This window comes from Hymenobacter sp. YC55, assembly GCF_029433095.1.
GTDB lineage: Bacteria > Bacteroidota > Bacteroidia > Cytophagales > Hymenobacteraceae > Hymenobacter.
This window is the reverse complement of sequence record NZ_JARNTX010000008.1, coordinates 68,750-87,552: the sequence shown is the minus strand read 5'-3', so window position 1 is coordinate 87,552 and position 18,803 is coordinate 68,750. Positions and strand designations below refer to the sequence as shown.

The following is an 18,803-nucleotide window of genomic DNA, read 5'->3' as shown; positions in this document are numbered from 1 at the left end:
GCTTTTGAAAATCCGGGTCTGTGAGTTTTTTGTTTGCTTTCCAGCGCTTGCTACGGGCCAGCCGTTCATCGCGGCGGCAGTCAGGATGCCGTCGCTGCTGCTTAGCTCCGGTTAATTGTCGCTCGCAGCCACAAATACAGACTCTCACTTCCATAATTAAGATTAAACCGGATTCGCAGAAACAAAAAGCAAATATGAATCCGGTTTAATTGATGGCGACCCTTATTTAATGGGGTCGCCTTGCACTACTATGTCGAGCACCTTACGGCAGCTTCCACGCTCCTCGATCATGGCCTTGCTGGCTTTGGTGTTAATGGGCATTGCGCGGTGACGGCGGATATAGCTTAGAATACAATCAGCGTTGCGGCCCCACTTCTCAGCGTTGGCTTTCACAAACGTGGTAAGCGCCTTATTGCCCCGGGCGCTGTTGCAGCTCCGGCAAGCCGTGATGAGGTTGTTAGGGTCAAGTAGGGCCCCTCCCTTGGAGTAGGGAACAATATGTTCCAGCGTTAGCACCACTCCTTCCACTTCTACCCCGCGCCCACAATAGCAGCACCCGTAGGAATCCCTCATGTATAAAGCCAGCCGCTTGGGTGGCGAAATCCAGTTCTGGCCTTGGTTCAGGGTCTTGCGGTCAGGGCGGGCGGTGGTCAGGGTCTGGCACATAATCAAAGCAAAAACAAGTATAAGTGATTGATTTTCTGATGTATATATTGCACATAACGTACCATGAAACCGCATTTCGGGAACTTATTTCACTTAGTTTGCACCCTATTTTTTAACACTGAAGCCCCCTTTCTTTTCCCCACTGCCTGCTGTCGGCTCAGTAGTCTGGCTTGGTTCTTATGCGTATATACGTACAAGCTTTTCGCCTATGCCCCGTGTGCTGCCCCCGCTTTACCAACTCGCCGTCGCCGCTGACGGAAGCTGGCGGGCGCGCGTGTTCAACCTGCCGGTTTATATGCCGGGCAAGGTTCCGACGCTGCCCTTTCTGCGCCAGGTGGTTGCCCGGCCGGCCGGGGCTACCAGCGACTGGCATAAAGACCCGGCCGAGCAGCTCACCGTGCTGCGCCTAGCGGGCCCGTCCCAGGCCTCGCTCACGGTGCTGCTGCGCCGGCTCGCCATCTACGGCATCAACCGGGTGAGTGCTTCCCCGCCGACCTGAGCCCGTAACGCAGAAATAAATGCTGGCCGCCCCTCGATAATAGCTTTTTTTTCTGTGCCTATTTACGCACAACAATGTATATTTGGCCGGGCCTTCTCCGCTGCCTTGCGGCTTACCTGGTTCTTTTTTCACCTTCTGCTTTCTGCTATGGCCCACTTCCCCCGCGCAGTCTTTTTTTCGTTTCGTCCGCGCCATCTTCTCGTCTGGTGCACTATTCCAGCGTGATGCTAGCGCTGCTTGGCTGGCTGCTCCCGCTCAGCAGCCCCCCCGCCACCGGCCCGGATAAACCCCGCCCGGCCAAGCACGGTGCGGTGGCCCACCCCCAGCCCACCAGCATTCGGCCCCCCTTGTATCTAGGCCGGCCCCGGCTGGTGGTCGAGCGCCTCAACTCCCGGATGGCGCGCCTGCGCTGGAACGCCGTTCCGGAAACCAACACCCAAGGGTACCGGGTGGAGCGGAGTAGCGACGGCGACCACTGGACGTACCATGATTACGTGCGCGTCAACGCCACCCACCGTTACCACTACGATGATACGTGCCAGTCTGCTTTCTACTATCGCGTGGTGCGGCTCGACTTCTCCCGCCGCCTGCCCCCCTCGCTGCGGGTCCCCGCCCTTACGCCCGGCCCACCGGGCCGCTATTGGCCCAGCCTAACCCGGCGCGCGGGCCGGTCCGCCTGCTGGGCCACGATCCGCTCCTGAGCGTGGACGTGCTCGACGGCCGCGGCATGCTGGTGCGGCAGATACACACGGCGACTTTCAACATTGGCAGTTTGCGCCCTGGCGTGTACGCCCTGCGGCAGGGCCACCGAATTACGCGCTTTGCCGTGCGCTAAGCACCCCCTGTTTAACTGGCTTTTTCCAGTCCGGTTTCTATCTGCGTTTCTCTGTTCCTTTTCTCCTTTTACCTACTATATGAAACAGCATTATTTTGTGCTTGCCACCGCGCTGAGTCTATCCTCAGTCGTATCCCTGGCCCAGGCGGTGCCGCCCCGTTCCTTAACCGGTTCCGTCCTCACCGACACGGGCGAAGGCCTGCCCGGGGCTACTATTTTTATTAAGGGCACGTATCTAGCGGTTCCCACTAACAGCCTCGGCCAGTTTGTAATTACCGTGCCCGCCACGCAGGCTTTTCCTCTGGTCATTGCCACGTCCTACATCGGCTACGAAACCCAGTACGATACGCTCACCTCGGCCGATGCCCCGCTGCGCATCGTGTTGGCCCCTTCCCAAACCCTGGTGAACGAAGTGGTTGTATCGGCTTCCCGCCGGGAAGAGCGGGCCCTCCAAGCGCCCGTCACCGTAGACAAGCTCAACGCCGCGGCCGTGGCCCGGCTCACCCAGGTTGACCTGATCCAGGGCCTGGCCCGGCAGAAAGGGGTGGACATAACGACGAGCGGCGTGTTCAACGCCAGTCTGAGCACGCGCGGCTTCAACGGGTCCAACTCCGAGCGCCTCGTGCAGTTCGTGGACTACATGGACACCCAATCCCCGAGTTTGAACATCAACGCCGGCAACTCGCTCGGCTTGCCCGAAGTCGATATCGCCAGCGTCGAAGTGCTGTCCGGCTCTTCCTCGGCCCTCTACGGGGCTAACGCCTTTAATGGCGTGGTGCTGACCACTTCCAAGGACCCCTTCCTCTACGAGGGCTTGAACGTGCGTTTGCGCGGCGGCAACCGCGACTACGTGGACGGGCAGCTGCGCTACGCCGTCAAGCTCGGCCGCCGTTTCGCCTTCAAGCTTACGGGCTCCTACGCCCGGGCCTTGGAATGGATTGCCGACAGCGATGCCCCCTTCGACCTGCGCTACGTTCCCAATAATAACGCGCAGGGTTCGCCGCTGGGCTACGATGCGCTCAACCGCTACGGCGACGTGAGTAACACGTTTGGGCCCACCGGCGGGGCGCTGAACGGCAAAACGGTGTTCATGCCCGGCTGGACGGAGCGTGAACTCATTGCTGGCGACAACCACGGCGTGCTCTACCGGGTGGTGCCGTCGCTGCACTTCCTGGTGACCGACAAAATTAAGCTGCTGGCCGAGTTCAAGCGCGCTTCAGGCACCACGGGTTATCAGCTCACCAACCGCTACCGCTTCAAGAATTTTGCTTCCAACCAAGCCCGCGTCGAGCTACGCAGCGAGAACTGGTTTGTGCGGGCCTACCAGACCCAGGATTTCGGCAACGACACCTACGATCTGCCTTTCACCGGGTCCTTTATGCAAACCGCGGTGGACCCGCGCTCCGGGGCGGCCAACCTCTCCTACGCCCAGCAGTACTTCGGCGCGTACGCCCGGGCCTACAACACGTACCTGGCCCGCAATCCCGGCGACGTGGCCGGCGCGGGGCAGGCCGGGCTCGGAGCCGGGGCCCCCGTCCAGCTCCCGGCCGGCTCGCCGGAGTTCGCCACGCTGCGGCAGCAGGTTATTTCCGACCCCACCTCCGGCATCGGCTCGCGGGTGAATCCCAACTCCCTGCTTTCCGACCTGAGTGCGCAGTACGAGTTTCGTCAGCGGTTTGCTGATATCGTCCTCGGCGGGGCCTACCGCGAGTTCCGGCTCGGCTCGAACGGGCAGTTGTTTGCTGACCGCGACGGCAAGCGCATTCGCAACAACGAATACGGCGCGTACGCGCAGGTCCAGTCCAAGAGTTTAGTGGCCGACCACCTCAAACTGACCGCCGCCGCCCGCGTGGACCGCAGCAAAAACTTCAAGGCCGTTTTCTCGCCCCGCGCCTCGGCCGTATACTCCATCGACGACGCCCACCTGCACAACCTGCGCGTGAGCTACAACCAGGCCTACCGCAGCCCCACCCAGCAGGGCCAGTACTTATCCCTGGATCTGCGCCGCGTCCTGCTGGTGGGCAACATCAGCAACGGCTTTGCCGGCTACGGCATGCCGGTGGCCACCGAGTTGGGCACCATCCTGCGGGCCGGGGCCGGGGCTCCCGAGCTGCTCGCTCCCTATGAAGTGAGTACCGACCGGCTGCGCCCCGAGCGCGTAGCCACCGTCGAGACGGGCTACAAAGCCCAACTCACCGATCAGCTCAGCGTGGATGCCGCCTACTATTTCAGTCGTTACCGGGATTTCATCGGCCAGGTGCGCCTGATTTCCAACGTGGACGGCTCGCGCCCGACTCTTGCGCAGCTAGGCGCGGCGGCCGCCAACCTGGCCCCGTTTCAGACGCCCGACCAAACCACCCGCGTCATTCAGGTGCAAGCCAATGCCACCCAGGAGGTACGCGCCTCGGGGGGACTGGTGGCCCTTACCTATGCCGTTTCCCCGGCCCTGAACCTGACGGGCAACTACTCACTCAACGTGTTGAACGAGAACAATCTGCCCGACAACTTTCAGAGCTACTTCAACACGCCCAAACACAAGTACAACGTGGGCGCGTACGGCGCCATCAAACAGTTCAGCTACAGCACCAATTACCGCTGGGCCCAGTCCTACCTGTTCGAGTCGCCGTTCGCGGCCGGCACGCTGCGCAGCATCCAATCGCTGGACGGACAGCTCAACTATACCTTCCCGAAACTGGGGACCTCCGTACAGGTGGGTGGCTCGAATCTGACCAATGCCCGTAACGTGCAAATCTACGGTGGCCCGCAGGTGGGCCGGCTGGTGTATCTGGGCCTGAATTTAGAATTGAAATAACACGCGTGCTACCAGGCTCCTGGGCGGCTTAACGGTCGTTCAGGAGCCTTTTTAGTAAGTTTTTTGTTCGTATATACGCATAATACTCCGCTTTACAACCTCGTCCCTTTCCCCCTTGCTTCTTCCTTTTCACTCATGGTATCATGCTCTACTCGCCGCAGTGCCGGTGGCCATTTCTGGGGGATTACGCGCTGGGCGTACCCTGCATATTAAGCCCAGTGACCTCCTGAAAAACTTCGCCCATGTAGTCGAGTTTCACGTCCTCCACCACCGTCACCAAGCCTTTGAGGGGCTTCATGCCTGGGATGGTAGTCAAGGAATAAAACTCCATGCGGACGGTTTCATCGGCCTGGTAGTGAATTTTGAGCCGGTCAAACCCGCCCTCATTCTCCTGCAAGTCCATGCGCAGCCAGGTGTTGCGCCGGGCATTGCCTTTCTTGAAAACCAGATTGGTCGAGCCGCTGAACTTACAGAAGGCCGTCCCACCCAGGTAAAGCATTATCGTAAAGGCATCAGCATCGAATGAGCGGCCCCCTATCGTCTCGTTGAACTCGGGAAATAACTGCATGATAAGCGTGGGTTAACGACCCTTCAGATTAACTATTTTCAAATATTTTGTACGTATATACGTACAAAGCGCGTACCAGGTTGTCAGGTGTTTGTCAGGCTACTTCTCCACAGCCAATAGGAAAAAGCCACAGCTGCTGAGACTACCCCTGCCCCCGCCCCTTTTCTTCCCTGCTGCCCTTTGCCACTGCTTGGCCGTGCTGGACAAGTCAAAACCTCTTCATATACGTGTTGGTAAGTGCCAGTGCCTGATTAGCGGCATCTTCAAACACATCGAGTTTGTGAAGCGCATCATGAGCATCCATTGTCAGAGCCTGCTCAATTTCGTGATCAGAAGCGCCAGAAGGGAGAGCAGACGTTTCGAGCGTGTAAGGCCGCAGACCAACTTTGTTGAGCGACCGCACGACACTTCTTAGGCGGCGGTGGTGGATCGGGTATTTAAAACCCGCAATAGTTGTCTTATCGGGCCTTTTTAAGATACGTTCCGCAACAGTGGTGGCCTGCTTGCCCGCCTGTTTAACAGAAGCTAAAACACTTAACGCCACCTGTGCATTCTGGGCCAATGCAGCGGCGACGGCGGCCTCTAAGGCATCATCTTCTAATTTGTTGATTGCCTCACACCACGGCATATGCTCGGTTGTTTCTAGCGCGGTGGCCGCTAAGCGTAACCCGCTATTTTGGATTGATTCTGTTAGCATACTAAGAGCAAGTAGGGTTCATGCAGCACGCGTGCCCGGCTGCTTCTGTTCCAGATCTGAAGAAATCTACGCGGTGGCGGTTACTTCCACAGATTCACCTTCCTCGGGCTCAGCCAGCCACTCAGCCAGCGTACGGTACTCCACCATCCGGCCCTCATGCTCGGCCCGGGACCGCCGGGCCACCAGGTAGTCACCTAACCCGTAACAGCGGGCCTGGTGGCCGCTCCAAAGCTGGTCGAACGTGGCCGGAAATCCCGTATCGCACTCGCGGTAGTGCTTGCTGGCGTAGTAAAGTGCCGTCGCGAGCCGCAGCTGCTGCAAAGGATTGGGTGCGGTCGGCGTCTGATCGAGCGCGGTGCGGGGGGTCGGGAATGGTGGCCTGTCCAAACATAAGAGCTGAACTAAAGGGGGTTATTCTGTACCTGAACAGGTACACAAATCACGCCATAACACCGTTTTCAGCCCCTGCACCCAGCATTATTCGCTGTTGCGGGCTTGGCGTAGTTGCTCCTCGTAGTCGGCCATCAGCACGGCCACGTGGGCCTGCACGTGCTGCAAGGTGCGGGCCAGGTGCCCGCCAGCATCCTCCTTCTTCTCATAGCCCTCCGCCAGCATTTTGCACTGTTGCAGAATCAGAATTAACTGCCCGCCCTTTTCGGCTCCCCGGGCCTCGTAGATGCCCGGGTGCGCCAGCGGCTGCAACGTGGCGTAGTCCTGCTCGACGGTGGCAAGTAGCGTATCCGGGTCCAGATCCGCCATAAGGCACAGGGTCTGGAGTTTTTCGGGGTCGCTCAGGTACTGGTGAACAGCCATCAGCGTGCGCCGGAGCTGTTTTTTGTTCGTTTTGGCCATAGGAAGAAAGGGCCACTTGGGCCGGAATAACAGGAAAAAGAAGGGATTACGCGCCGACGGATTAGTGTTCGGCTTCGTACCTTATGGCAGGGGAATTTCTTGTACTTAGGCAGATACAAACCAAGGCTGATTAAGGGCAATAATCCCGGTACACTATACCGTTTTCAGGCCCCCACGCCCTTTATTCAATTCCCACTACCTGTTCGACTACCCCTCTTTTTTCACAAGCCACTGCTGGCCGGCCCGCTCCTCCAGGGTAAAGCCCTGGGAGAGGTAAATGGCCTGTAAATGGGCCTCAAAGGTGGGCAGTCGGTCTTGTTTGGCGTAGGGCCCGGGGTTGTCATACATCGACTGCACCTCCGCTACCGGGTAGGCCACTTCCGCCGGCGCTGACTTCTTCGTGCCTATCCCCTTTTTAGCCGCCGGGGGCTTGCTCAGGCTTTCGAGGTAGTCGGCCAGCAGGTATTTTTCAACCAGGGCCTTGTAGATGGCCCCGGCCGGCTTAATAATTTTCTTGAGGGCCACTTGGGACTTTACCCGCTGCACCACGAAACGGATATAGTCCACGGTGTACTCCCCGGCCTCCAGCTGCTGTTGAATGGTAGCCAGGCTACGCGGGGCCACGCCCAGGTTGCGCAAGGTTGTGGCCCACTCGTCCACGGGCAGCGGGTCGGCTTTTTTAGTGCTGGCGGCCTCGAACATGAACGTTACCCGCTGGGCAATTTTGCCTTGGCGTTCCACCTCGTAGGTAAAGGGCACGTCCGTCACCGACAGTTGCTCGCGGGCCACTTCGAGCACCTTGGCCTTCAAGCTGCGAAATTGTGGGTACTCGTGGTCGGCAATGTCGAGCACGAAGCGCAGTTGCGGCACCGTCATGGTGCGCTTGCCGAACTTGGCGTATTCCTTGAGCAGCCAGTAGATGCGCAGGGCCGTGGGGCTCCGCAGCTTTTGCACTTCGCTGAGGTCGGCCAGCGTGAAGTTGCCGCACTCCCGCAACTGGAGCAAATAGGGCAGGGCGTCGGCGTTGAAGCTGGCGAGTACGCCGCCGCTCTGGGGGTCGTACTTGGCTTTGGAAATCAGGTTGATGAACGTAAAGACTGGCTGCTTGCTCCGGCGGCGGGTGGCGGACTCCAGTTCTTCGATGTATATTTTGAAATCCACGATGGCTTCGCACATTTCATGGACCTTCGCGTAACCGCTGCCCCCGCGGTTATCGAGTAGCAGGTCCCCGATAGGAATAAAGTGCTCGCGGAAGTCGGTCTGGTCAAAATCTTGCTGCGCCAGCATGGCTACAAAAAGCCGCATTTGCAGTGGCAGCATGGAAAAGCGGGCGTTTATCAACGCATTATGCTGGGCCAGTTGGGTATCAGGCAGGTTTTCGTCGGCGCTCATGCAGCAATTTGGTAAAAGGGAGCGAAAAAATAGTTACTCATTAAAGCCGCAACGGCATTCTGGTTACACTTAGAAGTACCCCACAGCATTACCCAACGGCATTCTGGTTACACTTAACCTGAACAATAAGCACTGGGCCAACGGCATTCTGGTTACACTTACACGGCCTGGTGTTCCGACATCACCCAACGGCATTTTGGTTACACTTGCGTGGCCTAGTCCTACGGTATTGTCCAACGGCATTCTGGTTACACTTAGCCGGGCCAACGGCATTTCAGTTACAGGTACGGCATTTCAGTTACACTTAAAAAGCCGCTAACGGCATTCTGGTTACACTTAGCCTGGCTCAACGGCAATCTGGTTACACGTATGCGGCATTGCGGTTACAGGCAACGGCATTGCAGTTACACTTAACGGCAAACAGGTTACACTTGGACACGCGGAAGCATTGGTAGTTAGAGAGTTACGGCACCCGTAATACTAATAAAGAAGTAGTAATCTTTAATAGTAGCTTTTTAGAGACTTTCTTTTAAGTTTTTTGGGCTGCCGTTTAGTAGTCAGCACCTGGGGGGCCGGCCGAGCCTTAACTACTTATGAATAAGCACAAGTACGACAGGTTCTACTACCAGCTAAAAGACGACATAACGCTGACCTATGACTAGGTGCGCATCTAGGGGAGCATAGACACTACCGCGGCTGATATAATCGCGATTGACGCCAACAAAACCGTCGCTATATTCAGGATGCGCTAACCAGCTGAACCGCGTTTTCCCGCTCAGCCCGAAGCATCGCCAACCGAGACACCACCCGCTCCCGGGCGCGGTACGGGTCGTTAGCATAGAGGCTGTGCCGGATGGCCAGCGCGTGGAACTCAGTGCTCTCCGCCTCGCTCAGGTAGGCACTGCGGTCAGAGTGCTGGTTGAAGTTTACCACGTAGTACGAGCACCCGATGAAGCGCAGTGGCCGGCCTCCCTCCTGCCAGCGGGCCTCCGCCAGCGTCCAAATCTGGTCGATGCGGGCCCCCACGCGCGCGGCGTGCGCGTCGGTCGTGATTTTGGCCGTGGGATCGAGGGGGGCGTCAAAGCAAAGGGGCAGCTGCTGGCTCATAGGAAAAGAAGCTTCGTGGTGCTTGTACTATTGCACAAAACAGGCCAGAAACCGTTAAAAACGCGGTTTCTGGCCTGTTTTTCAACCTCTTCTGGCCGTGGTTATGCGCCTACTCGGTTGGCAATGCGTACTTGTCGGGCTGGCTCGGGTCCTGGTCGTCGTCGAACGTGGGGCGGTGAAAAACCTGCGCTTCCAGCCAGTCCTCATTTTCGCCGCCCCACTCCTGGCCGGCGGTTTCCACTCGGCGGGTGCCGCTGCTGCCCAGAATGCGAATCAAGTGGGTAGGCGTGCTGATTTCCGTTTTTACCGGGTGGCTGTTGACTACTTCGGCCTGGTACGAGTAGCCGCGCCGTTTCAGTTCTTTCGTTACCAGTTCCTCGGTCTGGTCGGTACTCTCGGCCAGCTCCAGTACCATATCGGCCACATCGCGTACCAAGCGGTACTGCCTATGTACTTCATGTGCTAATGAATCGGGCGGGAAGCCCTGGCGGCTGTCTCCGAAGTACCAGCGGGTTGTTTCCAGTATTCTCATATAAGCTCTAGGGTTAACAGGAACAACACTGTTCAATCCGTATCAGCAGGAAGGGGCAAGATACTATTGGAGATTGGGCCCCTTGCCGGTTTTATCGCCTATCATCAGGCAGTGGGAAAAAAAATAAGCGGCTGGGGAAGGGGCGTGGCTGACCCCCTCCGACCGCTTACAGGTCCTGCACCAATATCGTAACCGCCGCGCACAGCGCCTTGATGGCGGCCAGCCGCTGCTGGTAACGCTCCCGGGCCTCAGTCGGGCAGCTTAGCGGCTCGAAACATGGGGCCTTTTCCGACCCGCTAAGCTGGGCCTGTAGCTCGGCCTGGGCCAACTCGATTTTGCGTTGTTCACGTGCCTGGTGTTGTGCGGGGGAAAAGTCGGCCATCGGGTACTGGTTGGCAAGCGGCTAGGTTACTGCCTGTGCGTATATGGATACAGAAACCTGTCCAAAAACCCCTTTTTATGGCAATGAGTCATCTTTTTTCAAGTTTTGTTTCGCCCTATTTGATTCTCTTTTTTTCCGCGGTAGGCCGTTAAGCCTGGGCCGCGATACGCTCCTGCACGAGTACAAAGCAGGCCGTACACTTTCCTTCCATCAAACCGGTGTCATCTTTTTTTCTGGCACAGGCAGCACCGGCCCTGCTCGCGGGCCACGGCGCGGCGGGTGCGCTCGCGCCACCCACGGCGGGCACTGGCTAAGCTGCTCACGCCTGAGGGGCCACTTCGGCGGCGTGGCGGTTCTGGCGCTCGGTGAGCATGGCCTCGGCCAGGTCGTAGGCTTCCTTCGCCACGTACTCGGGGCTGGCGTGTTCCATGATGGCGGGGCCATTCACGTAGCCGGCCCGCTGGGAACTGGTACGGGCCTGGGCTACGGGCAGGGCCTCAATGGCCAGGTGGTCGAGCAGGGTAAGCCCTTTGTCGCTTCTTTGGCGCTGGTCGATTTTGCCGCGCTCCAACGCCGGCTGGGGGTAAACGGGGTAATGTGCGCCTTTTGGGAGTTTCATAAATAGGATTGAAAAGGAAACTGAGAAAGAAATTTGCTTGCAGCCGGGGCTGCTAGTGCAGCACCAAGCGCACGGCTTCATAGCCGCTATCCTCCAAAATATTCTCTTCGCTGAGGTGGTCCTCGGCTACCAGGTGCGAAACGTCCTGGCGGCCTTCGGCTAGCTGGGCCTGTAGTTCGGCCAGTTCTTCGTCGCTCACCTCTATTTTGCGGGTGAAAACCAGGTGCTGTTCGGCTATTAGGGTAACAAAGGGCATAAAATCAATGAAAAAACAGGGTGTCGGATAAGAGAAACAAGCCAGAAACCGGGCCGAAAACTCGGTTTTTGAGGTTTCATACCGCTTATTTACTTGTTGCGCTGGTTGTTAATCAGCTTGAAACAGGCCCCGATGGCTCCGGCCAGCGAGAAGCTCAGCAGCTTGGTTTTGTTGGCTTCATTTACCATATCGTACACTTGAATAAAGGCGCTGGCGCTGAACGTGTCCACCAGTTTACCCTCCACTACTTTGCACTGGCCCTGCTTCAATATGTCGCGCAGGGCGGCTACCCGCTTGGTTTCTTTGGTTTCGACCAACTCGAACACTTCCAGCCCGCCGCCTTCGTGCTCGGTTTCGAGGAGGTGCTTGGTCGTAATGCCAGCCGGGGCGCTGGGCAATTCACCCCCGCGCAGAAAGGCTTTGTAGTGCTTGGCTATGGGCTTAGCGGCAGCAATTTCGGCCTCGGTCGCTTCTCCCATGTCGTAGCCTTTCTCGTTGCCCGTTATCACAACCGACCTGCCCCCGGTCAACTCCACGCGCACGATGCGCTCGCCCACGGCTTTTGAATAAGTCGGCACATAGCCGGTAGTCACTATCAAAGCTTTGATTAGCAGGGAGGCAGCAGCAGTAGTCATAACGGGGGAGAATACGGGCCTGGCTTCGTTGCCGACCGTACGTATATAGATACATAAACCACACCAAAAACGCCCTTCTAAGGGGTCTAAAGGCATTTTATTTCTGTTGCCTCGCCACTTTTTTACCCTACTGCCTGCTTAGGAAACGGCAACAAAAATGCACGATTAAGCCCCGCTTCTGTGGGCGGGGCTATTGGTCTTTTCGGGGAGGGCAGGCTAGTTCTCTTAGCTGCTGGCCTGCTGTTCGTGCCACTCGGCCCAGCTGCGGTGCCAGGCGTGGCCGGCACTCACCACGGCCCCCGGGGCGGGCTCGTCCGCCGGCAGGTGGGCGCGGTGACGGCGGGCGTGGTACTCGTGCCACTGCGAAAGCTGCGTCACGCAGCAGGGCACAGCCTGTTCGGGCTGGGGGGCGGTCGGCAGGTAGAGCGTATTCATCGGGGCGAAGGAAAAAAGCGGGTAGCAAACACGATAAAACCCTTTCCTGCCCCGGCCGAAACCCGGGCAGGCGGGCTACCTGCCTAGAAAGGGAGGTCGTTATCGTCGTCCTTGTTCAGAGTGGAGCGGAGGTCGTCGGAGTCGGGACCTTCAACCAGTGCCTCGCTCTGGCCTTTGGGCGAGCCAATCAAGTCCAGGCTAGACACGCGAACGCACTGCTCAGCTACGGCATTGCCCTCCTTGTTGAGGTAGGCATCCGCGTATGGCCGGCCAATAATGCTCACCGTCTGGCCGGGTTTCAGGTACTCGGCAATCTTGGTGCTGTCACCCAGTTTCTTCCAGAAGGTAGCTTTGTACCACGTGGTTTTCTCCTGGCGCTGGCCGGACTTGTCCTTGTAGGATTCGTTCACTGCCACGCTAAAGCCGATGGCCTGCCCGTTTTCGGCCTGACGTACTTCTGCTTGTTTGCCTACGTTGCCGATGATGAGTAGCTGTTGCATAACTGTAATGAAAAAGGGTTGTTTGGATGCCGGGAATCATTCCCCGCGTGTCTACATAGGTACACAAATTAGACCATATTTGCCCCTTTTGAGCCAATGGGGATACTTTGTTTTGATATTTCTCGCGTCTGGCGCTCAGCTTTTTCCTACCCCGTTGCCTGCTTGAATTATGTGCCTGAATAGACATGCATGGCTATTTTAAGCCGGTTTTCTTGCCTGCTCGGACGGCCAAAAAAAAGCTCCGCACGCTGCGGAGCTTTCTGCCGATTTCTGCTTCACCGCCTCCTCAACCGGCTTCCCCTCCCCTCCGACCGCGGGCAGTATACATCGCGTGTTCCGCTAGGGAAACTTCGACTCGGTACACGCGGCTGGGGCACGAGTGTACTTTCACGAACACTTCCGAGTAGTGCAGCCAATTATTGCTCTCCAGGGATTGTACCTGCGCGGCCTCGTGGGCGCTCAGGTGCCACGTCTTGTACCAGTCGGACTCTTGCGTGTCGTGGGGATGCAGGCGCATAATCAGGCGGATTGACAGCTCATAGTACAACTGCTGCATATGCGGCGCGCCCCAACTCTCTTTCAGGTTCTGCCCGACTACCAGCAACTCCGCCGCGGTTTACGTCCACTGGCCGCCGAAGAACGACACCATCTGATGTAGCCGCTCGGCCAGCACGGGTATGTGCGGTAGATACGAGTCCGCCCCTTCTACCACCAGCAGGCGGGGCGTGAACCCGCGTAACCCGCCGGCATGGAAATGGTCCACTACGAGCAGCTACACAATCGTGAGCAACTTGGGCTCATCCAGCAAAGCCGATAAGAGGACCAACGCCGGGCCTCGCTGCCACGGCTGCGGCGCGTTCAGCAGCTGCAGCAGTGCACGGGCTTCAAGCTGGGAGTAAATCTGGGCAGCAGTCATAACCAAGACAAGGAGCAGCGGTACCGTTGCCGGCTGTACCTGAATAGATACAAGATCTATGCCCCAAACCTGCTTTTTCCGGCTAAAATGAGCTTTGTTTCGCTGCTTCGGCTAATCTTCGTCCCCACTGCCTGCCCTCCGGCCAGGGACCGTCCCGCATCACCCGGCGGTCGCGCACGGGCAACGCCCGCGTGATAAGGTAGGCCACGCCCCGGGGGCTCAGCGGCCCGCAGGGGAGCCCGAACTGGCCATCAGGGCGCAGGCGCAGCAGCACCCAGCCCGTTCCCAGTGCGAAGCGTACCGCCGCGCCCTCAGCGGCCGCCACGTAGCTGCACAACACGTAGCCGACGCCCTCTACCCGGCAGAAGCGCAGCAAGGCGGGGTAGTGGGCCTCGAAGGCAGCCAGTAAATTCGCCTCTGACAGGATCCCAGACGCCGGGGGCGGCCCACCCGGCTGGGGCGTGGGGAATTCTGGAGCGGCCGGTAGGGGTAGAAGCATGAAGCAGGGTAGCGGGGGGGGCTGTGGTCCTAAAGTTACAGCCTTGCGCCTATATACGCACAACGTTACCGCCTAATATTCGGCGTGGTAGTCCTCGCTTTGGAGCGCGTGGTCCCGGGCGGGGGCTTCGGGGGTATAAACAGTCATGGGGCAGCTACTGGCAACAGGTAAAACCAAAGGAAAAAAGCGGGGCGCTGCAGCCCCTTACTTGGGTACCTGCCGCAGCAACATCAACGCTTCGGCTTCCTCGGTCACGCGCTTGCCAAAAGAGCAAACGCGCTCATAGCGGCCTTCCTGGCTTAGGACCACCCGGCTCCAGTTGCCCTCCGAGTCGCGGTAAGTAATCCGGCACCCGGCCAGCGAAGCCCGCTCCTCGCCCCAGGCTATGTCGACCAGTACGTTTTGCATGTCGTTGGTTACGCTCCGGTTACCCAAGTCCAGGTCAATAATTATCAGCAAACCGTCCTCAGTCATTTCGTAGATATAGTCGGCCGTAGCCCGTGGGGAGGTGGAAACTGCGAAAGCCATAAGGAAGGGCTGAAAGTGGAATGTTTGTGCGTATATAGATACACAAACCAGACCAAATAAAGGCCTTATTAGGCCACTGAACCACTTTTTCTTGAATTTATTTAAACTGGTAGGGGTATATTTACAGTAAAAACTCGCCCACCACTTCTCCCCCGTTGCCTAGCGGTTGCAACTTACTCGGCAATCAGTTCAGCGTACCGGGCGCGGGTACTCGTAGCGTTAAGCCCGGCGGCCTCGTAGGCGGTTGCGGCCCAGTCAATTTCAGCCCGCAACTCCTCTTGGCTCAGTTGCCCTTTGGTATAGGCAATGACGGCCAGCTCCAGCCCATAGGTGGTTTCGCGCAAGGATTCAAGAGGAAAGGCAGCGGGGGCAGTGAGGGACATAAAAACGGGCGTTAAGACCCTTGCCCAGTTGCACAAACCCCGCCAAAAACACCCTTTTCAGGTGTTATAGGGCACATTTTTACCAACCATCCGGATCAAACCGCGTTTACTTCACCCCCACTGCCTGGCCTGCCAACCCGGCTACATGCCGCTGGGGTGTGATTCATCTTATCGAGTCCGTTGGGACGCGAAACGGGGCCGTAAGGCCCCGTTTCTATTGTCTGGGCGCTTAGTGGATTGCCCCTATTTTTTTACAGATGCTGCCCAGCTCATCCTCGGACTTAAACGCTAGGGTAATAAAGGTGTTGGCCGCCAGGCCCTGAAATTCGCCGGCCCGGTTGCTAACTATAGCGGCTTGGCTGGCAGTGCTCAGGATGCGCGAAATCATGTCTGCTTTGGAAACGGGGGCCAGCGGTTGGGGCTGGGGAGCTGCGCCTTCTTTGCGCAGGGTTGCCGTCCGGGTGGCTTTAACGGCTTCCACGTCCTTAGCCCAGTAGTTGGCCATGCCGGGCAGCACGCACACTTCGTAGCTGCTCACGGTCAACACCTGGACGGTTTTGGGTAGCTTCTGCCCGTAAGCGGCGCTCAGGGCCTCAAAGCTCAGGTAGGCCAACAGCGTGCCGGCACCGAGCGCTTGGCCCACCACAAATAGGGTGGACGATTTCTCAACGAGTTGGCCAGCGGTGGCGGGGGCAGAAGCAGTCATAACAAGGGGAGAATACGGGCCTGGCTTCATTGCCGGCTGTACGTATTTAATTACACAAATCCGGCCAAAAAGCCCTGTTTTCAGGGTTTCAGGGCACTTTATTTCCTTGGCATCCATTCCCTCCCCGCTGCCTATACCCCAAAAATTCCCGGGCGCGGGCCGGCTCGGTTGCCTACCACCAGTTGCGCGGCGTGTAGCGGTAGCTGCTGGGCTGGCCGATGCGCAAGCCGCCCCACGTAACGCTATCCACCTCCACGGACCGGATGCTCTCGCGGTTGGCAACCCAAACCAAAAACCGGCTGGGCCGCCACTCGCTGCTGTGCTTGTAGTGGACCTGGTAAGGCTTCTGCCACTGCTTATCGACAATGATTCCGTGAATACGCGTCACGGGCCGAGGCCGTACGTCCTCATACAACCCGCCCCCTAGGAAAAGGAAGCCGGCCAGACCAATCACCACAATAATTAGTTTTTCCTGAAAAGAAAGTTTGTTTGTGCTCATCTGGCTGGTTTTTGGCCCCGGCGGCGGAGCCGCCCGAAAGTTTCTGATTTTTACGCTGCTGAATGGTATGTTTTCAACCTAAACCCCGCCTTTCAGCGTGAAAAGCGGGGTTTGATTGGCTTTTGTTGGGCAGACTAGGCGGCAAGGGCTACCGCCTCAGCGGGCTCGGGCTGGAGCGTCCGGGTTACCGGGGCCGTAATTTCGTAGCTGGGGGGCGTTTCGCCTTTTATCAGATAGCTCGCTTTCTGGGCTAGGCTGGCGGCTTTGAATACTAGGCTTTTATCGCCTTTGAGGGCCATCAGCCAGTTTTGAATGTAGCTGGCGTGCTGGTCGCCTTCGGGCTCCGGGGCGTACCCGATTTCGGCGTTCAGAAAAGCGGTCGTCATTTCGGCCGTTAGCTCCTCGCGGGCGTAGCTGGCGCTACCCTTGCCGCCACTGTTAACCAAGTCGGGGCGGTTCAGCCGGTGGGCGGCTCCGGTGCTGTGGCCTAATTCGTGTCCCAGCGTGCGGTAAAACGCCTGCTCACTGCGGAAAGTCAGGCGGGGGGGCATCTGAATATGGTCGCTCTCGGGGGCGTAATAGGCCCGCGAACCCCCAAAACCCAACGTCGGGGCACCTGTCAGGCCCAAATAACGACCGAAAAGAGCTTCGGCGGCTTCGTTGGGGGTGAACGTGCGCTCTACTTTCTCGGGCAACTCAAACTCGATGCCGTCAATCTGGCTGATATTGAAAACGGTGAACGATTTCATGAGAAAATAATCGTCGCCCTTTTCGCCCGTGGCCTTTTTCTTGCCTTCCACGTTGCTGTAAAAAATCACTGTTTCGCCTTTTTCGCCCTTGCGTACGCAGCCACCTAAATCAAACGCCTGTTTATAGGTCAGGTAAAGTGGGTACTCGCCAACCGGGGAAAAACCCAGCAAAAAAGCGTTGATGCCTTGGTACGCCTTGCCGGTGGCGTAGTTGCGGGGCATCCCGTAGGCGCTCCACCCCTTTCTCCACGGAATAATACCACCTTCCAGCGCCAAAATAATCCGGTCGGTTACCACCTGTTGCACGTCGTAACGGGGCTTTGCGTCGGTAGTTGTGGCTTTAGTGCTTTTCTTGCCTTTGGCCGTTTTCTTGGCTTTGGTGGCTTTGCTGGTTTTGGGAGCAGTGGAAGTGGTCATAACAAGGGGGGAAGCGGCCTGACACCGTTGCCGGCCGTACGTATATAAGTACATAAATTGAACCGAAAAAGGCCTTTTAGGGGCTTTAGAACAATTAGTTGCCCCTTCTTTGTTGGTCGCTTGGCCCGCCTTTCTTTACCCCGCTGCCTCCCGCTGGGCCCGGTGAATTCCTGGGCATAGAACAGCACCAGTATGGGCGCTAACGAGCCCGCAGTCCGTGAGACAGCCCTGCGAGCGCCTGATTTCTTGCGCATTTCCGCGAATGAGTTTGGCGAATCAAAGCCGTTAGTGCGGCCGAACGCTGTTTTCCTGTTCCTAAATAGATACAAGTTTCAGTTTTCCGTCTAAATTTGATATTCGTCTACCCTTTTTATCTCCCATTTTTATTATGCGAGCCATCACTGACTTTGTTGGGGCGTTGTTCCTGCCCGAGGCCCTCAAAGAGGAGCTGGCTGGCGACTATATCCTGCGGCAGCACCAACTGTACGTGCAGCTGCCTACCTGGCTCGCCCCGGTTTTCGGCCCGGCCGTAAGCGCCGCCCACCTCGACCAGCTCAGCATTAGCTGCTACTTCTACTTTCGGTTCCTGCTAGCCATCGACAAAGTGCTCGACGCGGGCCCGGTTGCTGACTCGGCAGCGCCCGCCCTCTCAGCCCTGCGGCTGCTAACCTATTGCGACCTGTACGAGCGCTCCATCCGGGCCTTGGCATCCTTATTTCCGCCCACCGACCCTTACTGGGCGGGGCTGGACGCCTGCAAAAAGCAGTACGCCGACAGCAACCTGCGAGAGAAGGCGTTTAGCGCCGCCCGGGGCCCGTTCACGCGGGAAAGCTTCGAGGCCCTGGCCATCGACAAATCGGCCGTATCTCACATGGTAGTGTTTGCGCTCAGTAGTCTGGCTCAGACACCTGCGCCTGTGGCCCCCTTGATCGACTGCCTCAATCATTTGCACGTGGCCTTGCAGTGCATGGACGACGTGGAAGATTTCCGCACCGATTGGGAGCAGGGCCAGTACACCTACGCCCACGCGCAGGTGGAAGCCTACCTGCACCGCGAGTCCATCGACGTGCAGGCACTGGACGCGGCTCGCGTGCATCCTTACCTCTACACCAGCGGAACGGCTACGGCGCTCTACGAGCTGGGAAAAGAGCATTTCAGCCGGGCCGTTGCCATTGCCCGGCCCTTGGGGCTCGAAGAACTCTGCGCCTTGCTGGAGCATCAAAGCATGCGCTGCTCCTTCTATTGCGACGACATTGCCGCCAAGCTATCTAAGGCGCAAGCCCGGGTTACGCCGAGCCCCGCGACTGTCGCCTAAATTT

General features: G+C 58.0%; 28 protein-coding genes. 6 read left to right on the top strand and 22 right to left on the bottom strand.

What is annotated here, in order from left to right:
* Positions 1-222: 222 nt before the first annotated feature.
* A complete protein-coding gene (locus P1X16_RS28380; RefSeq protein ID WP_277236110.1) occupies positions 223-666 on the bottom strand; it encodes an HNH endonuclease in 444 nt (147 codons plus the stop codon).
* 334 nt (positions 667-1,000) lie between these two features.
* Here P1X16_RS28380 and P1X16_RS28375 point away from each other — a divergent pair, with 334 nt between their 5' ends.
* The 4 genes from P1X16_RS28375 to P1X16_RS28360 all read left to right on the top strand — a co-directional run bounded on the left by P1X16_RS28375 (position 1,001) and on the right by P1X16_RS28360 (position 4,812).
* Positions 1,001-1,165, top strand: coding sequence for a hypothetical protein (locus tag P1X16_RS28375; protein WP_277236108.1), 165 nt, complete (start codon positions 1,001-1,003; stop codon positions 1,163-1,165).
* A gap of 206 nt (positions 1,166-1,371) precedes the next feature.
* Positions 1,372-1,866, top strand: a complete 495-nt coding sequence (locus tag P1X16_RS28370; RefSeq protein WP_277236107.1) for a hypothetical protein — start codon at positions 1,372-1,374, stop codon at positions 1,864-1,866.
* A gap of 2 nt (positions 1,867-1,868) precedes the next feature.
* Positions 1,869-2,000, top strand: a complete 132-nt coding sequence (locus P1X16_RS28365; RefSeq protein WP_277236106.1) for a hypothetical protein — start codon at positions 1,869-1,871, stop codon at positions 1,998-2,000.
* Between the two features lie 79 nt (positions 2,001-2,079).
* Positions 2,080-4,812 carry a carboxypeptidase-like regulatory domain-containing protein gene (locus P1X16_RS28360; RefSeq protein WP_277236105.1) on the top strand — a complete coding sequence of 911 codons (2,733 nt, stop codon included), beginning with the start codon at positions 2,080-2,082 and terminating at the stop codon, positions 4,810-4,812.
* Between the two features lie 184 nt (positions 4,813-4,996).
* On the opposite strand, the gene P1X16_RS28355 is transcribed toward P1X16_RS28360, so the two are convergent.
* The 11 genes from P1X16_RS28355 to P1X16_RS28305 all read right to left on the bottom strand — a co-directional run bounded on the left by P1X16_RS28355 (position 4,997) and on the right by P1X16_RS28305 (position 11,852).
* The gene (locus P1X16_RS28355; protein ID WP_277236104.1) at positions 4,997-5,380 is read right to left on the bottom strand and encodes a hypothetical protein; all 384 of its coding nucleotides are present in this window, start codon (positions 5,378-5,380) and stop codon (positions 4,997-4,999) included.
* A gap of 208 nt (positions 5,381-5,588) precedes the next feature.
* A complete protein-coding gene (locus P1X16_RS28350) occupies positions 5,589-6,077 on the bottom strand; it encodes a hypothetical protein (protein ID WP_277236103.1) in 489 nt (162 codons plus the stop codon).
* 66 nt (positions 6,078-6,143) lie between these two features.
* Entirely contained in the window at positions 6,144-6,464 is a 321-nt protein-coding gene (locus tag P1X16_RS28345) for a hypothetical protein (RefSeq protein ID WP_277236102.1), read from the bottom strand.
* Between the two features lie 90 nt (positions 6,465-6,554).
* Positions 6,555-6,929, bottom strand: coding sequence for a hypothetical protein (locus tag P1X16_RS28340; RefSeq protein WP_277236100.1), 375 nt, complete (start codon positions 6,927-6,929; stop codon positions 6,555-6,557).
* A gap of 207 nt (positions 6,930-7,136) precedes the next feature.
* A complete protein-coding gene (locus P1X16_RS28335; protein ID WP_277236098.1) occupies positions 7,137-8,321 on the bottom strand; it encodes a replication initiation protein in 1,185 nt (394 codons plus the stop codon).
* 738 nt (positions 8,322-9,059) lie between these two features.
* On the bottom strand, positions 9,060-9,428 hold the full coding sequence (locus tag P1X16_RS28330; RefSeq protein ID WP_277236096.1) for a hypothetical protein: 369 nt from the start codon (positions 9,426-9,428) through the stop codon (positions 9,060-9,062).
* A 109-nt stretch (positions 9,429-9,537) separates the two neighbouring features.
* A complete protein-coding gene (locus P1X16_RS28325; protein ID WP_277236095.1) occupies positions 9,538-9,960 on the bottom strand; it encodes a hypothetical protein in 423 nt (140 codons plus the stop codon).
* 166 nt (positions 9,961-10,126) lie between these two features.
* Positions 10,127-10,342, bottom strand: a complete 216-nt coding sequence (locus P1X16_RS28320; protein WP_277236093.1) for a hypothetical protein — start codon at positions 10,340-10,342, stop codon at positions 10,127-10,129.
* A gap of 319 nt (positions 10,343-10,661) precedes the next feature.
* Positions 10,662-10,961 (bottom strand): hypothetical protein, encoded by a 300-nt coding sequence (locus P1X16_RS28315; protein ID WP_277236091.1) that lies wholly within the window; start codon positions 10,959-10,961, stop codon positions 10,662-10,664.
* A 52-nt stretch (positions 10,962-11,013) separates the two neighbouring features.
* On the bottom strand, positions 11,014-11,217 hold the full coding sequence (locus P1X16_RS28310; protein WP_277236089.1) for a hypothetical protein: 204 nt from the start codon (positions 11,215-11,217) through the stop codon (positions 11,014-11,016).
* 89 nt (positions 11,218-11,306) lie between these two features.
* The gene (locus P1X16_RS28305) at positions 11,307-11,852 is read right to left on the bottom strand and encodes a hypothetical protein (protein ID WP_277236087.1); all 546 of its coding nucleotides are present in this window, start codon (positions 11,850-11,852) and stop codon (positions 11,307-11,309) included.
* Positions 11,853-12,032: 180 nt separating this feature from the next.
* On the opposite strand from P1X16_RS28305, the gene P1X16_RS28300 reads away from it, so the two are divergent.
* On the top strand, positions 12,033-12,374 hold the full coding sequence (locus tag P1X16_RS28300; protein ID WP_277236086.1) for a hypothetical protein: 342 nt from the start codon (positions 12,033-12,035) through the stop codon (positions 12,372-12,374).
* On the opposite strand, the gene ssb is transcribed toward P1X16_RS28300, so the two are convergent.
* The 10 genes from ssb to P1X16_RS28250 all read right to left on the bottom strand — a co-directional run bounded on the left by ssb (position 12,371) and on the right by P1X16_RS28250 (position 17,484).
* Positions 12,371-12,787: a single-stranded DNA-binding protein gene (ssb, locus tag P1X16_RS28295; RefSeq protein WP_277236084.1), complete on the bottom strand. Its 417-nt coding sequence runs from the start codon at positions 12,785-12,787 to the stop codon at positions 12,371-12,373. The two genes, P1X16_RS28300 and ssb, sit on opposite strands and share 4 nt — an antisense overlap.
* 286 nt (positions 12,788-13,073) lie before the next feature.
* Complete coding sequence (locus P1X16_RS28290; protein WP_277236082.1) at positions 13,074-13,391, bottom strand: hypothetical protein; 318 nt, start codon at positions 13,389-13,391, stop codon at positions 13,074-13,076.
* A gap of 12 nt (positions 13,392-13,403) precedes the next feature.
* Positions 13,404-13,550, bottom strand: coding sequence for a hypothetical protein (locus P1X16_RS28285; protein WP_277236081.1), 147 nt, complete (start codon positions 13,548-13,550; stop codon positions 13,404-13,406).
* A 9-nt stretch (positions 13,551-13,559) separates the two neighbouring features.
* The gene (locus tag P1X16_RS28280; protein WP_277236079.1) at positions 13,560-13,703 is read right to left on the bottom strand and encodes a hypothetical protein; all 144 of its coding nucleotides are present in this window, start codon (positions 13,701-13,703) and stop codon (positions 13,560-13,562) included.
* An 82-nt stretch (positions 13,704-13,785) separates the two neighbouring features.
* Positions 13,786-14,202, bottom strand: coding sequence for a hypothetical protein (locus tag P1X16_RS28275; RefSeq protein WP_277236077.1), 417 nt, complete (start codon positions 14,200-14,202; stop codon positions 13,786-13,788).
* A 204-nt stretch (positions 14,203-14,406) separates the two neighbouring features.
* Entirely contained in the window at positions 14,407-14,730 is a 324-nt protein-coding gene (locus P1X16_RS28270) for a hypothetical protein (protein WP_277236075.1), read from the bottom strand.
* A gap of 173 nt (positions 14,731-14,903) precedes the next feature.
* Positions 14,904-15,113, bottom strand: a complete 210-nt coding sequence (locus P1X16_RS28265; protein WP_277236073.1) for a hypothetical protein — start codon at positions 15,111-15,113, stop codon at positions 14,904-14,906.
* 229 nt (positions 15,114-15,342) lie between these two features.
* Positions 15,343-15,819 carry a hypothetical protein gene (locus P1X16_RS28260; RefSeq protein ID WP_277236071.1) on the bottom strand — a complete coding sequence of 159 codons (477 nt, stop codon included), beginning with the start codon at positions 15,817-15,819 and terminating at the stop codon, positions 15,343-15,345.
* A gap of 172 nt (positions 15,820-15,991) precedes the next feature.
* Positions 15,992-16,318 carry a hypothetical protein gene (locus P1X16_RS28255; protein ID WP_277236068.1) on the bottom strand — a complete coding sequence of 109 codons (327 nt, stop codon included), beginning with the start codon at positions 16,316-16,318 and terminating at the stop codon, positions 15,992-15,994.
* Positions 16,319-16,452: 134 nt separating this feature from the next.
* Positions 16,453-17,484: a zincin-like metallopeptidase domain-containing protein gene (locus P1X16_RS28250; protein WP_277236066.1), complete on the bottom strand. Its 1,032-nt coding sequence runs from the start codon at positions 17,482-17,484 to the stop codon at positions 16,453-16,455.
* Between the two features lie 388 nt (positions 17,485-17,872).
* On the opposite strand from P1X16_RS28250, the gene P1X16_RS28245 reads away from it, so the two are divergent.
* On the top strand, positions 17,873-18,799 hold the full coding sequence (locus P1X16_RS28245) for a hypothetical protein (protein ID WP_277236064.1): 927 nt from the start codon (positions 17,873-17,875) through the stop codon (positions 18,797-18,799).
* The last annotated feature ends 4 nt before the right edge of the window (positions 18,800-18,803 follow it).